This is a genomic window from Nakamurella alba, assembly GCF_009707545.1.
In the GTDB taxonomy this organism is placed as follows: Bacteria; Actinomycetota; Actinomycetes; order Mycobacteriales; family Nakamurellaceae; genus Nakamurella; species Nakamurella alba.
In genome coordinates this window covers 384,760-398,122 of record NZ_WLYK01000006.1, presented here as the reverse complement: position 1 = coordinate 398,122, position 13,363 = coordinate 384,760, and the positions used below count along the sequence as shown (strand labels likewise).

At 71.0% G+C, this 13,363-nt stretch carries 10 protein-coding genes, 2 pseudogenes and 1 riboswitch; of the genes and pseudogenes, 8 read left to right on the top strand and 4 right to left on the bottom strand.

Going from position 1 to position 13,363, the window contains the following annotated elements; genetic code table 11:
- Positions 1-9: 9 nt before the first annotated feature.
- A riboswitch (cobalamin riboswitch) is annotated at positions 10-141 on the bottom strand.
- A gap of 183 nt (positions 142-324) precedes the next feature.
- The 3 genes and pseudogenes from GIS00_RS16990 to GIS00_RS29045 all read left to right on the top strand — a co-directional run.
- The gene (locus GIS00_RS16990) at positions 325-573 is read left to right on the top strand and encodes a hypothetical protein (RefSeq protein ID WP_154769599.1); all 249 of its coding nucleotides are present in this window, start codon (positions 325-327) and stop codon (positions 571-573) included.
- 265 nt (positions 574-838) lie between these two features.
- Entirely contained in the window at positions 839-1,171 is a 333-nt protein-coding gene (locus tag GIS00_RS16985; protein ID WP_154769598.1) for a rhodanese-like domain-containing protein, read from the top strand.
- Positions 1,172-1,209: 38 nt separating this feature from the next.
- Positions 1,210-2,022: pseudogene (locus GIS00_RS29045) on the top strand (DUF4328 domain-containing protein); the annotation flags it as partial.
- Between the two features lie 167 nt (positions 2,023-2,189).
- On the opposite strand, the gene GIS00_RS27825 reads toward GIS00_RS29045, so the two are convergent.
- Positions 2,190-3,320, bottom strand: coding sequence for an SDR family oxidoreductase (locus GIS00_RS27825; protein ID WP_154769596.1), 1,131 nt, complete (start codon positions 3,318-3,320; stop codon positions 2,190-2,192).
- A 562-nt stretch (positions 3,321-3,882) separates the two neighbouring features.
- On the opposite strand from GIS00_RS27825, the gene GIS00_RS16970 reads away from it, so the two are divergent.
- Entirely contained in the window at positions 3,883-4,830 is a 948-nt protein-coding gene (locus GIS00_RS16970) for a DUF5926 family protein (protein WP_322098061.1), read from the top strand.
- 64 nt (positions 4,831-4,894) lie between these two features.
- On the opposite strand, the gene GIS00_RS16965 is transcribed toward GIS00_RS16970, so the two are convergent.
- Entirely contained in the window at positions 4,895-5,704 is an 810-nt protein-coding gene (locus GIS00_RS16965; RefSeq protein WP_154769594.1) for a CPBP family intramembrane glutamic endopeptidase, read from the bottom strand.
- Between the two features lie 160 nt (positions 5,705-5,864).
- On the opposite strand from GIS00_RS16965, the gene GIS00_RS16960 reads away from it, so the two are divergent.
- A complete protein-coding gene (locus GIS00_RS16960) occupies positions 5,865-7,259 on the top strand; it encodes a polysaccharide deacetylase family protein (protein ID WP_154769593.1) in 1,395 nt (464 codons plus the stop codon).
- Here the strand turns inward: GIS00_RS16960 and GIS00_RS16955 are convergent.
- Together GIS00_RS16955 and GIS00_RS16950 are read right to left on the bottom strand one after the other, a co-directional pair.
- Positions 7,246-7,719, bottom strand: coding sequence for a hypothetical protein (locus GIS00_RS16955; RefSeq protein ID WP_154769592.1), 474 nt, complete (start codon positions 7,717-7,719; stop codon positions 7,246-7,248). The two genes, GIS00_RS16960 and GIS00_RS16955, sit on opposite strands and share 14 nt — an antisense overlap.
- Before the next feature lie 46 nt (positions 7,720-7,765).
- Positions 7,766-9,886 carry a hypothetical protein gene (locus GIS00_RS16950; protein WP_154769591.1) on the bottom strand — a complete coding sequence of 707 codons (2,121 nt, stop codon included), beginning with the start codon at positions 9,884-9,886 and terminating at the stop codon, positions 7,766-7,768.
- Between GIS00_RS16950 and GIS00_RS16945 the strand changes: the two genes are divergently transcribed.
- The 3 genes and pseudogenes from GIS00_RS16945 (at position 9,858) to GIS00_RS16935 (ending at position 13,272) form a co-directional block, all read left to right on the top strand.
- Positions 9,858-10,865 (top strand): polysaccharide deacetylase family protein, encoded by a 1,008-nt coding sequence (locus GIS00_RS16945; RefSeq protein WP_154769590.1) that lies wholly within the window; start codon positions 9,858-9,860, stop codon positions 10,863-10,865. The two genes, GIS00_RS16950 and GIS00_RS16945, sit on opposite strands and share 29 nt — an antisense overlap.
- A 76-nt stretch (positions 10,866-10,941) precedes the next feature.
- A complete protein-coding gene (locus GIS00_RS16940) occupies positions 10,942-11,478 on the top strand; it encodes a TOPRIM nucleotidyl transferase/hydrolase domain-containing protein (RefSeq protein ID WP_407666881.1) in 537 nt (178 codons plus the stop codon).
- Between the two features lie 585 nt (positions 11,479-12,063).
- Positions 12,064-13,272 (top strand): annotated as a pseudogene (locus GIS00_RS16935) (IS30 family transposase).
- Positions 13,273-13,363: the final 91 nt, after the last annotated feature.

Below are 13,363 nucleotides of genomic sequence, written 5' to 3'. Positions count from 1 at the left end.
GGGTGGTGTGGAGCCGTTTCGCACCGGGCAGGTATCCGGACTCGTCCGCGGCGCGGGCCGCGGACCTACCGTTGCGGGTCAGTGCCGGAGTCGGACCGGCTTCCCCTGCCAGGTGGGCACAACCGGTCCAAAGTCCCAGGCAGGTCCGGGTGGTGTCAACTCGGTGTGACCCGCCCGGCCGGGCGAGCACCGTGTCCGATGGCAGCGCTTGTCCGCCGGTTGATGACGCCGCAGCGGCTTCCAGCACGCGCGAGCGGCCGCCGGCGGAACGTTGCCGGGTACCGTTCGGGGCGGCGGGTCCGGTGAGGCTCACGGAGGTCGGGCATGTATCGAACACTCCTCGTCGGGATCGGCGTCCTGCTGGCGGTCCTGGCCGTCGGGCCTGCGGGGTCCGCCCGCACGAATCCGGATGTAGGTGATTCGTCGGATCCGGAATCAGATTTCTCGGGCTCGAGCGCGCTCAGGTTCTTGTCCAAGGAGCAGTTCAGGACGCGCGTGGGTGAGGCGGCCTACGAGGAGAAGTTGGCGCGATACCGAGCTGTCGAGGCGGACGACTCCCGCAGCAGCGAGTGACCCGACTCCACACCGCCCTCCCGAGCGCTCCGTGTCTGATAGTCGCGCTGGTCCGCCGGTTGATGCAGCTGCAGTCGCTCCCTCGTTCCGAGTGGACTGTCGCGCCGGTCCGCCGGCTTGAGCGGCTGCAGTCCTTCCTCGTTCCTCGGTCGTCCCGCACCCGCCCGGCTCCCCGCCGCTCCGGAGTCGTCCCGCACCCGCCCGGCTCCCCATCGCTCCGGATCCGGGGACGCCCGCGGGGGTGGGTGGGAGGATGGAGGGCGTGATGCCATCCCAGGTTCCCGAGGTCGGGATCGACCAGGTGCCCGCCGACGCCGTGCTGCTCGACGTGCGCGAGAGCGACGAGTGGGAGGCCGGGCACGCGCCGGGCGCCGTCCACATCCCGATGACCACGCTCACCGGCCGCCTCGGCGAGGTGCCGGAGGCAGCGCCGCTCTACGTCATCTGCCGGTCCGGCGGCCGGTCCGCCCGGGTCACCGAATTCCTCAACGCCAACGGCTGGGAGTCGGTCAACGTCGCCGGCGGGATGATGGAGTGGGCCCGCGCCGGCCGGCCGTTGGAGGGCGCCGGCAGCGGCGGGGCCCCGGAGATCATCTGACCGTGCGCTGTCCCCGCTGCGCCCGCACCCAGCCGCCGATGCCGCGCGGCGTGCACAGCTGCGTCTACTGCTCGGCCCCGCTGCCGATCCAGCGGTGGCGGGCGCACCCGCCGCCAGGGGTGACCGTCGGTCGCCGGCCGGAACCACCGCCGCGTGCCTATCACGGCCCGCCGTCCTATCACGGGCGGCCGCCGCGCTGGGGCTTCCCCACCGTCATCTGGCGGACCGCCACCGTGCAGACCGAGAGCGACGACGCCGCAGGCGTTCTCGGCCGGGCGCGGAGCGCCCTGCGGATCGGTGCACTGACCGCCGGACTGACCGCCCTGGCTGCGGTGATCGCCGCGAGCGGAGAGACCTGGCGCTACGTGCTCATGCTCCGCGGCCGGACCGAGGTGCTGCCACCGGTGCCGGTCCGGGCGAGCGAGGCCCTGGTGGTGTCCGCGAGCTGGACGGCGGTGGCCGGCGCGTTGCTCACCGCGGTCCTGGTGCTGCCGGCGCTGGTGCGCCTGCACGCCGCGACCGCCCACCGGGCCGGGGCTTCGCCGTCCCGGCGACCGGCCTCGGTGCTGGCCCGGATGGTCGTGCCGGTCTGGAACCTGCACGGGATCGGTCAGGTGCTGTCCGAGATCGACCTCGGACTGCAGGTGGAAGGTTCGGAAGATCAACGCCCGCAACGGGTCTCCCGCTGGATCACGGCCTGGTGGGTGCTCTGGGTGCTGAATGCGGTGCTGGTGGTGGCCACCCTGGTGCGAGCGTTCGGCACCAGCGAGCAGGCGGTCGCCGACACCGTGGAGTTGCACATCGCCGTCGACCTGGTGGGCGCCGCGGTCGCACTCTGCACGGTGTCGGTGCTGCGCCGGTTCCTGGCCCGCTGGGACGGCCGCGACGGCGCAGTGCCACGCGGGTGGCAGGTGCAGGCGCCTGCCCCGACGCGTCTCCGGCGCGCCGGCGCGGATCGCCCGTCAGCAGATGCGGACCCAAGCCCGGCCGCCGACGACGCGACTGCCGAAGGCACGGGTCAGTCGATGGTCACGACGGCGCCCGAGGGCCCGCCCGGCGGACCGGACGAGATCCGGCAGACCAGCGACGCGACCTCTGCCGGGTCCCAGCCATCCGAGCCGGCCGACGGTCCGGAACTCAGCACGGCCACCCGGATCCCCTGACCCTGCAGCTCCACGGCCAGGCCGGCGCCGAGTCCGGCGATGCCCTGCGACAGGGCGCGGTCCATCGCGACACCGGTCCCGGCGCGACCCTGGTCGGCCAGCAGGACCAGTCGGCCCCCCTGCCCGCGGCCGGCGAACGAGCGGGCGGCGGCCTGCGCCACCAGGGCGGCACCCAGCAGTTCCACCGACAGCGCGGTGGCCCACGCCTCGCCCCAGGCGGCGGACGCGGCGCCGATGTCCGTGCTGCGCGGGGTGCCGGCGGCGTGCACCACCACGTCGATCCCGTCGAAGTGCTGATCCACGGCGTCGAACATGCGCTCCACGGCGTCCGGATCGGTGAGATCCGCTCCGACGGCGAGATGCCCGCGCCCGGACAGCGCGCGGCTGATCTCCCGGGCCCGGTCCGCGCGCTGGCCGTGGTGCACCGCCACCCGGAAACCGTCGTCGGCCAGTCCGGCCGCGATCAGCGAACCGACGGCACCGGACCCGCCGATGATCAGGGCGCGACCGCCGTGGGCGGGGTCGGCGCGGTGGTGCGACGAGCGGGTGGCGGAGAAGCGCTCCGGGGTGTCGTCGTCGGTGCGCCGTCGCCGGTGCCGACGGCCCGCGGTCGCCGCCGACGGGGTGTCGGCGGCCCGGACCACGTCGGCCGGGATCCGCACGGTCGGGTCGGCGGCCACCGGGATGGGCGATTGGCCCGTTTCGGGCACGACTGTGGTTTCGCTCACAGCCGCCTCGGCGATCTCGTCACCGTCGGTACCGGTCGGTGCGGCGGCCTCGGGGAAGTCGTCATCGAACGGCTCACTGTGGTGGTGGCCATTGGTGTGAACACCGTCGGCGACATCGTTCGCGACCGGCGCCGGCGCCGGCGGTGGCCATTCGAAGGGGCGCAACGACAACAACGGGCGCAGGTTCGGCAGCGGCGGGAGCTGCCGGTCGTCGCGCCCGGCGCCGGTGTGGTCGGCAGCGGATCGATCGTCGGTCATCGTGCTTCCGTTCGGGTGATCTGCTTCACCTGTCCGGCGGTCAGGAGTGTGTCTCGGGAGTGCGGTCGCCAAGGCCGGTGGGCCGGAAGGATCCTCGCCCGACCGCTGCGACGGCAGCACGGCGGAGTCCGCGTGCCGACCGACAGTGGTGGGTGGATCGCTCGGCACAAGTCATCATCCTCACGGGAGTGGGCGGACCGGTCCTGCGGGGCTCTGACCTGCATCGAGACCGGCTGCAAGCGCTGCGGTGCGCCGGTGGTGCCACGACGTGTCGGCACCGTGGCGGCTCCTCGACTTCCGTACTCCCCGACGGATTGACACTGTACTGACCGGACCCCCGGCACCGACAGCCACGATCCCGGTGACGACCGCGACCGTCCGGTTGCCGGATCCCGCCCGGCTCTCAGGTACCACCACGGAGCCACAGCGCGGCGCGCGGAGCAGTCGGTCGTCGGCGCCGGACGGGTGGACGACGAGCGGCCCGATGCCGCCGTACGGAACCGGACTCCGGGGCCGGTACGAGGCGTCCGGAGGTCACCGTGAGGTCGGCTACCGTTGCCGGGTGTCCAAGAAGTCCTCGACCAGGTCCGCCCGTGCCACCGCTCCCGAGGGCGAGGCTGCGGTCAACCCGCGCAGCCCCTGCCCGTGCGGTTCCGGCCGCCGTTACAAGGCATGCCACGGATCGGCCGACGCCGCCGAGCTGATCGTCGTCCGCCCGTACGAGGGCCTGGCCGGCGAGACCGAGCTGATCGCGCTGCGCGAGTTCGTGCCGTCCGCGACGGTGCCACTGGAGCTGAAGGACGCGGGCGAGGACAGCCCGACCGTCACCCTCGCGACCGTGCTGCCCGGCGCGGCCGCCGCGCTGACCCGCGCCGACGGCTCGATCCTGCTGGGTCTGCAGGTGCAGACGCACTCCGGCGATCTGGCCCGCGATCTCGGTGCGGCGCTGGAGTGGGCGCTGCAGGCCGGGCCGTCGCAGGTGCTGCCGGTCACCGGCCGGGCCACCGCCGGCCCGCGGTTCGGCGACCTGGTCGTCGACGCCCCGTTCGACGTCACCGTGTACGAGGACTTCTCCTGGTGGCTCGAGGAGGAGCCGGAGCAGGGCGGCGAGGTGGCGCTCTCGCTGGAGCGGGCCAACGCCGCGATCATGCCGACCGCGCGGGTCGCCGAACAGCCGGGCGCCTACTGGGTCGACGCCGGTGAGAAGGCGCACCTGCGCTGGGTGCGACCGGAGGACGAGACCCCGTTGATGGCCGCGCTGGCCCGGCTCTCCGCCGCAGGCGAGCTCGATCTCGGCGAGGGATCCCGCTACGTCGGGTCGTTCCGGGCGCACGGCCGGCTGGTGCCGGTGTGGGACCTGGACCGGGACGCGCACGCCAGCGAATGGGACACCCCGGCGCTCGCCTTCGCCGGCCGGCTGGAGAAGGCGCTGGCCGTCGAGGCACCGCTGACCGACGACGAGCGACGGGCCCGGGACGGCATCCTGACCCGGCAGTTCACCCTGCGCTGATCCGCTTGCCGGTCGGTCGCCGTCGGGCGGCCGGTGGTGGGGGTCGTCGGGCGCCGTGCCTCGGTCAGGGCAGCCAGCTGACCTTCCCCTGCAGCAGCGGGTAGGCGACGAAGACCACGATGTCGATCAGCGAGTGCGCGATCACCAGTGGCCAGAGCCGCCGCCACCGCAGGAACACCAGCGCGAAGATCACGCCCATGATCGCGTTGCCGACGAACCCGCCGTACCCCTGGTAGAGGTGGTACGAGCCGCGCAGCAGCGCCGACGCGGCGACCGCGACCCACAGCCGGACCCGCAGGTCCTGCAGCCGGGTGATCAGGTAGGCGACAACGAGAACCTCTTCCAGGAAACCGTTCTCGATCGCGGCGAGGATCGACACCGGGAGTCGCCACCAGGTGTCGGTGAGGTTCGAGCCGACCACCGTCAGCGAGAAGCCCAGGGCGTGCGAGACCAGGTACAGACCGAGTCCCGGGACGCCGATGAACGCGGCCAGACCGGCGCCGCTCGCCAGGTCGCGCCACGGGTGGCGCAGGTCCAGCCCGAACCGCTCCTTGACCGCCAGCCCGGACCGCCACAGCAGGTACAGGCCCAGCACTCCCCAGGTGACCGCCTGGGTGATCGACAACAGCTGCCGGATCAGGTCGATCCAGTTCAGGTCGGACTGCGGCGCGACCACCGCGACCGCCTGCGAGGACAGCTGCTGCCCGGCCTGCGCGGCCCGGATCTGGTCCTCGATGATCGAGACGATCGAGCGCAGCCCGGACATGCCGAGGGTGATGAGCAGGACGATCGCGATCTCGACACGGATCGCGTTGGGGGTGTCCCGTCGGGGCTCCCGGAACTCCGGGGCAGCGGGCACGGATGCGCTGGTCATGGCGTCCGTCAGGGTAGAGCGGCGGGCGGTGCGGCGGATGGCAACGGGCATGGCGCCGGATGGGGAGCGGGTGGGGATCACACCGATCCGATCCTCGGTGGCGCACACTGGTCCCGTTTGCTTCGCGTTGCGAAACTGTGTGCGGACCGTGTGAAGAGGGATGAGGGACATCGTGCTGCTGCGCCGTCGGGCCCGACGACTGCCGATCGTGCTGCTGGGGCTCGGTGCCCTGCTGCTCACCGCCTGCAGCGGTGGTGAGCAGGCCGCGGTGACGGTCACGTCGGAGGTGGTGGTGCCGGCGACCGGGGGTGTGACCTCGTCATCGGGCGCGGTCACCGACCCGACGAGTGCGTCGAGTTCTTCGAGTATTGATCCGACGTCCTCGAGCGCGGATCCTTCGAGCACGACCCCGTCGACCGCATCGACGACGAAGTCCGGCGGTGCATCGGACGGCGGCGTGGCGTACCAGGTGCCGGCCGGCGACGTGGTGAAGACTGAACCCGACGGCTTCACGATCACCAAGCTGCGCAAGGGCGACAAGGTCCCGCAGTTCATCGTGTTCAGCTTCGACGGCGTCGGCTGGCACGAGAAGTGGGACTACTGGTTCGATCTCGCCAGCAAGGTGCCGCTGCACTGGACCGGGTTCCTGTCCGGCACCTACATGCTCAGCGATGCCACCAAGGACAAGTACACCGGGCCCGGCCACGTGGCCGGCAAGTCGTCGATCCCGTGGGCGAGCGCGAGCGACCTTCCGGTCGAGATCGCCGATCTCAACAAGGCTGTCGCCGCGGGCGACGAGATCGGTACGCACTTCAACGGGCACTTCTGCGACGACAACCCGCCGGGCGGCGGCGACTGGAACACCGCCGACTGGAACAACGAACTGGACCAGTTCTTCGCGCTGGTCAAGGATGTCGACGCCAACAACGGGATCAGCGACCAGTTGCAGGTCGACCTCTCGCAGGTGAAGGGCGAGCGCACGCCGTGCCTGACCGGCCACAAGGCCGACCTGTACCCGGCTCTCGAGGCGCACGGGATGAACTACGACAGCTCGTTCACCCGGGTCGGGCTGTCCTGGCCGACGTTGAGCGAGGACGGGAAGGTATGGGAGATGGGGATGTCCGAGTTCCCCACCCACGGCACCGGCCACGTGCAGATCACCATGGACTACAACTACTACGCGCAGCAGGAGCCGGACGCGATCGGCAGCGGCACACCGCCGGCCGCCGCGCAGAGCAAGATCGACTCGCAGCAGGTCCTCGACACCTACGCCGACATGTACAAGGCCGCGACCACCGACGGCGTGAACGAGCCGATCATCCTGGGCAACCACTTCAACGACTGGAACAACAACGCCTACAGCGACGCGGTCGGCAACTTCGCCCTGCAGTACTGCGGCAAGGAGAACACCTACTGCGTGCCGTTCCGTGACCTGGTCGACTGGATGGAGGCGCAGGACCCGGCCGTGCTGGCCGACCTGCAGAACCACCAGAGCAATCTCGGCGGGTGCCCCTACGACGCCTGGCCGAAGTGCACCGGGCTCATCCAGTACTGACCGTCGGCGACGGTCGGTACCGGATCGCCGGTCGGTGGCCCCATGCAGCGCGCACCAGCCCGAGGAACCATCCGTCGTCGTCGATCTCGACGGTCTGTCCGTCGATCCCGGAGTCGATGATGACCTCGGTGACCCCGGCCGGCGCCGTCCCGCACACCGCCGTCCAGGCGGTGTCCGGACGATCGGGTCCCGGTGGCGCGGTCTGCTGGAAGGACAGCCCGGCGATCTGATCCGGCGGCCCCGCTGATCGCTCGGCGTTGAACGGCAGCTGCGTACCGTCCAGGAGTTCGGGGACCTGCCAGTGGTCCCCGTCGTGCAACAGGATCACCAGAAACCTGACCCGGTCGTCGGTCTCGACGCAGATGCAAGCCGCGTCATCACGGCGGACGATCCCGCGCGTGGTGCCACTCCCGGCCCGTGCCTCGGCCAACTCCCGGATCTCGTCCCCATCCGTGCTCATGCAGTCCCCCCACGATCCCTCGGTGCCCGCCCCCGCGTACCGATCGTCAGCCCCGATGGTAGGCGGTGACATCGCCGACCAGGTGCACAGTTCCGGTCGAGTTGTTGCGCAGCACCACTGATCCGCCGGCACCGAGCTGCACCACGGTCAGGCCGGAGATGTTGACGCCCTTCGTCCAGTTGATCGCCGCGGCCAGCGGTGCGGCGCTGCCCGCGGGATAGGCGGTGACGGTGCCGGCCGCTGTCGGTGACACCACCGACAGGGTCAGCGCCACGGATCCGGCGCCCGTCGACGGCACGCCGGGACGCCCAGCGATCCGCACGGTGATCGACTCCCCGGGCGCCAGCGGCCCACGGGCCGCGCCGAGCCCGGTCCGGGTGTCCAGCGTGCGGACCGGATCGACCGCGACCAGGCTGCCGCCGGCGGTCGGGGTGCCGCTGCGGTACCAGCCGGCGACGTCGCCGACGAGGTGGACGATGCCGGTGGAGTTGTTGGTCAGGGTGATGCGGCCGGCGGCGGAGGTCGGGACGATGAGCAGTCCGGAGATGCTGGTGCCGCGGCTGAAGTTGATGGCAGCGGTGCGCGCGGTGACCCCGGCCGGTGCTGCGGAGATGGTGCCCGCGGCGGTCGGGCCGACGGCGGACAGGGTCAGCGCCACAGCGGCCGCCCCGATCGGGACCCCGGTCCGCCCGGCCACGGTGACGGTGATCGACGCACCAGGTGCGAGGGTGCGCTTGGCGGTGCCGAGGCCGGTCCGGGTGTCGAAGCTGCGGGTCGGGGTGAGTGCGGTGAAGGTGCCTGCGGCGGTCGGGGTGCCGGTCCGGTACCAGCCGGCGACGTCGCCGACGAGGTGGACGGTGCCGGTGGAGTTGTTGGTCAGGGTGATGCGGCCGGCGGCGGAGGTCGGGACGATGAGCAGTCCGGAGATGCTGGTGCCGCGGCTGAAGTTGATGGCAGCGGTGCGCGCGGTGACCCCGGCCGGTGCGGCAGAGATGGTGCCGGCGGCGGTCGGGCCGACCACCGAGACGGTCAGCGCCACCGCCCCCACCTGCTGCGGGACCCCGGTCCGGCCGGCGAGGGTGACGGTGATCGACGCGCCCGGGGCCAACGTGCGCTTCGCGGTGCCGAGCCCGGTACGGGTGTCGAAGCTGCGGATCGGGGTGGTCGGGCGGTAGGTGCCGGGTTGCGCCGGCGGCGGGTCGATGCGCGGCGGAGTGCCGGCGCCGAACGCCCACCCCTCCACGGTGCCCGGGGCCGGGTCGTAGGAGCCGGCGCCCTTCGTCGAGTAGATCCAGGTGCCGCCGGGGACCGCGTGCCAGTACGACCAGTAGGCGGTCGACGGGGCGCCGTTGCAGGAGGCGGGGTAGTCATCGATCGTGCAGACCAGACCCGGCTGTCGGGGCACGAACTCGTACGGGAAGTCGGCCGCGCCGAGTGCGGAAAGACCGTCCGTCGGATCGCCTGGAGCGCAACCGGCCGCGGCCGGCTCGACGCCCTTGTCGACCACCACGGTCACCCCGGTCGCGCCAGTGCAGGCTGCTGCAACGACAGGCGTCGACGTGGCGAAAGCCGCCGTCGCGACCACTGACCCCGTTGCAACTGCGGCGTCCGCGGACACCGGTGTCGCGACCGTGTGTGCCGACGCGGCAGGGGTGACCAGCGAGGCCGCTCCGAGGACGAACAGCATGACCAGGCCGTGCGCCCACCTGCGGTGCATCGGGGTGACTCCTCCCGTTCGCCGTACCCGGAGTGGTGCGGCGACTACAGTCTGTCCGGTGAGAACGAAGGTCTGGTACCGCTCCCGCTCCCGCATCGCCGCCACCGGAGCGCTGATCGCCGCATCGTTGCTGCTCAGCGCCTGCGGCAGCAGTTCCGACGACGCGGCGGTCACCGTCACCAGCAACGTCACGGTGACCGCGGGTCCGGCCGACCCGTCGAGCTCGAGCGCCGCTCCCTCGTCGAGCACGGCGCCGTCGACCAGCACGGCCCCCAGCACCTCGAGCGCACCGCCGTCGACCTCGAGCGCGCCGCCCACCTCGAGCGCGCCGCCCTCGACGTCCTCCAGCACGAACCCGGCCACCGGCACCGTCGCCCCCGGCGTCGCGGACCTGCCGCAGTACCAGGACCCGACCGGCGAGGTGATCAAGGTGGAGCCGGACGGCTTCAAGATCACCAAACTGGCCGCCGGGGAGAAGGCGCCGCAGTTCGTGGTGGTCAGCTTCGACGGCGTCGGCTGGCACGAGAAGTGGCAGTACTGGAAGGACATCCAGACCAAGGTGCCGTTCCACTTCACCGGCTTCCTGTCCGGCACCTACATGCTGACGACGGAGACCAAGGAGAAGTACCAGGGCCCGGGCCACAACCCGGGGGCCGCCTCCATCAGCTGGAACGAGCCGGCCGACCTGGTGCCCGAGATCAACGACCTCAACGACGCGATCAACCGCGGCGACGAGATCGGCACCCACTTCAACGGCCACTTCTGCGAGGGCAACGACCCCAGCGGCAACGTGTGGAACACCGCCGACTGGAACAACGAGCTCGACCAGTTCTTCTCGCTGGTGGCGAACGTCGACGCCAACAACGGCATCACCGACAAGCTGAACATCGACCCGTCGGAGATCCGCGGCGGCCGCACGCCCTGCCTGGAAGGCCATGCGGAGGACCTGTTCCCGGCCTACAAGGCCCACAACATGGACTACGACAGCTCTTTCACCAAGCACGGCATCAGCTGGCCGCTGAAGTCGAAGGAGAACAAGATCTGGCAGATCGGGATGGCCGAGTACCCGATCCACGGCACCGACCACTTCCAGATCACGATGGACTACAACTTCTACTACACGCAGCGCGAGGCGAACTCGGAGGGCGTGACCGAGGCGGAGTCGGCGCAGGACTCGCAGCAGGTGCTGGACACCTATCGCGACATGTACAACGCGACGTTCAACGGCAACCGGGCGCCGCTGATCCTGGGCAACCACTTCAACTCGTGGAACAACAACGCCTACTCCGACGCGATCGCCAACTTCGTGCTCGAGACCTGCGGCAAGGCCGACACCTACTGCGTCACCAACCGGGACCTCATCGACTGGATGGAGGCGCAGGACCCGGCCGTGCTGGCCGACCTGCAGAACCAGGACCCGGAGGTCTGACCCACTGACCCGTCCCACGACGTCGCGGACGCCGCGGCCGGCCTGGCTGGAGCCACTGCCGGACGCCCGGACCGTGGTGCTCGTGGAGGGTCGGAGTGACGCGGGAGCGGTGTCGGAACTGGCCCGGTGCGCCGGGCGGGACCTGGATGCCGAGGGTGTCGCGGTGCTGCCGATGGCCGGTGCGACGAACATCCGCCATTGCCTGGCGGCGTTCGGTGTGCAGGGCCGCGGGTTGCGGGTGGTCGGGCTCTGCGACGTCGCCGAGACCCGTTTCTTCGTCGAGGGTCTGCGCCGCACCGGGTACGGCGACCCGACGCCCGAGGACCTGCCCGGGCTCGGCTTCCAGATCTGCGTCAAGGATCTGGAGGACGAACTGATCCGGGCGCTGGGGGTGCCGGTGATCGAGGAGATCCTCGCTGCGGAGGGCCATCTCAGCTCCTTCCGCACCTTCCAGCGGCAGCCCGCCCAGGCCGGCCGCCCCGACACCGCCCGCCTCCGCCGCTTCTTCGGCAGCGGGAGCGGTCGCAAGATCCACTACGGCCCGGTCCTCGTCCGGGCGCTGGGGGTGGAGCGGTCGCCGGCACCGTTGAAGGCCCTGCTCGACTCGCTCTGAGGGCGGGGTGGTGGCGTCGGGTGGGAGCGGTTGCGTTCGGATGTCGGACCGCTTCTGCGCTGGAGCGGGAAGGTCCGCGAGCGCTGGCGGGCGGCGGTTGGCGACGGTCAAGATCGCCTGGAAGAGAAGGGCTCTCGAGGGTGGAGGGCCAGGTGGGGCTGTCCGGTCGGCAGCGGTGGTCGCGGTGGGATCGGGGACCGGAACCATCGGTGGGCGACGGAAACGGTCCCCGATTTGCCTGCGGCGGGGGCAATGGTCCAGCGGGAATGTGGTGCAGGGGCCCGGGAGTCGGCGGGATCCGGGGTCGGCGCTTCGCTGGCCGTTTCGCTACACGGAGGCAAGTTCAAGTGGTCATCGCAACGCCCCTGTTCAGGGGAGTTCGCGATGACGATCTGGGATCGGGTCCGGGAGGAGTTCCTGGACGCTTACACACGTTTGGACAGCTTGACCGCTGTGGCGCGGGAGTTGGGAGTCCATCAGAACACTGCGTATCACTGGGCTCGGAAGGCGGGGCTCGCACCGAAGAAGTCGGGGCGGCGGCCGCATCCTGGTCGGGAGGAGTTCTTCCGGCTGCGGGGGCAGGGCGTGTCGGTCAAGGATGCCGCCCGCCAGGTCGGGATCGGTCGCCGGTCTGCGTACGACTGGGATCGCGGGATCCGCAAGGCCGATGGCGATGTTCGGGTCTATCCGGACGGGCGTCGGGTGGGCTACACCGCTGAGATGAAACTTGCGCTTTCCCAGGAACTGCAGGCCTCGATCGCCCGTTCGGGGAAGTTGTTGCACCCGCGGTTCCTGTCGCTGCGGGACCGGGAGAGGATCGCTGAGCTGCGTGAATAGGGCTGTTCGTTGCGGGCGATCGGTCGGGAGTTGGGCCGGTCGGCGTCCACGATCAAGCGGGAGCTGGATGCCAACAGCGACCCGGCCGGCGGGTATCGGCCGTGGCGGGCGCAGCAGGAGTCCGCGGCCCGGCGGGTCCGGCCCCGGTCGTGCAAGCTGGCGGTGCCGGGTCCGTTGCGTTCGTTCGTGCATGCCAGTCTGGGAACACGCTGGTCACCGGAGCAGATCAGCAACGACCTGATCAACAAGTTCCCGGACGATGATCGGATGCGGGTCAGCGTGGAAACGATCTACCAGGCCTTGTACGTCCAGGCCCGCGGCGGCCTGAAACGGGAGGTCGCCGCCGGGTTGCGGACCGGCCGGATCCGCCGCACACCGCACCGTGACCCGCAGCAAGACCGGCCCCGGTTCACCGACACGGTCGGGATCGCGGACCGGCCGGCCGAGGTCGCCGACCGGGCGGTGCCCGGCCACTGGGAGGGTGACCTCATCACCGGGCGTGAGAACCGTTCCGCGATCATCACTCTCGTCGAGCGGCAGACCAGGTACGTGCTGCTCGGGCATCTCCCGGCCGGGCATGATGCCCCCGCGGTGCGGGACGTGCTGATCCAGTTGATCGGCAGCCTGCCCGAGCACCTACGGGCTTCGCTGACCTGGGACCAGGGATCGGAGATGGCCGCACACCGCGCGTTCACCATCGCCACCGGCGCCCCGGTCTACTTCTGCGACCCGGCCAGCCCATGGCAGCGGGGCAGCAACGAGAACACCAACGGCCTGCTCCGCCAGTACTTCCCCAAGGGCACCGACCTGTCCCAGCACAGCGCGGACCACCTGCGCCACGTCGCTCAGGAACTCAACGGCAGACCCCGAAAGACCCTCGGATGGGCCACGCCCGCCGAGCGAATGGATGCTCTACTGAACCCGACACAACCACCAGGTGTTGCGATGACCGCTTGAATCCGCCGGAGTGTGGTTTTTCGGCCCCGCAACGACTGCGGGGCACGGTCGCGGGTGCCGGCCGGGTCCGCGTCCGCCCCGAAGCGCCGCG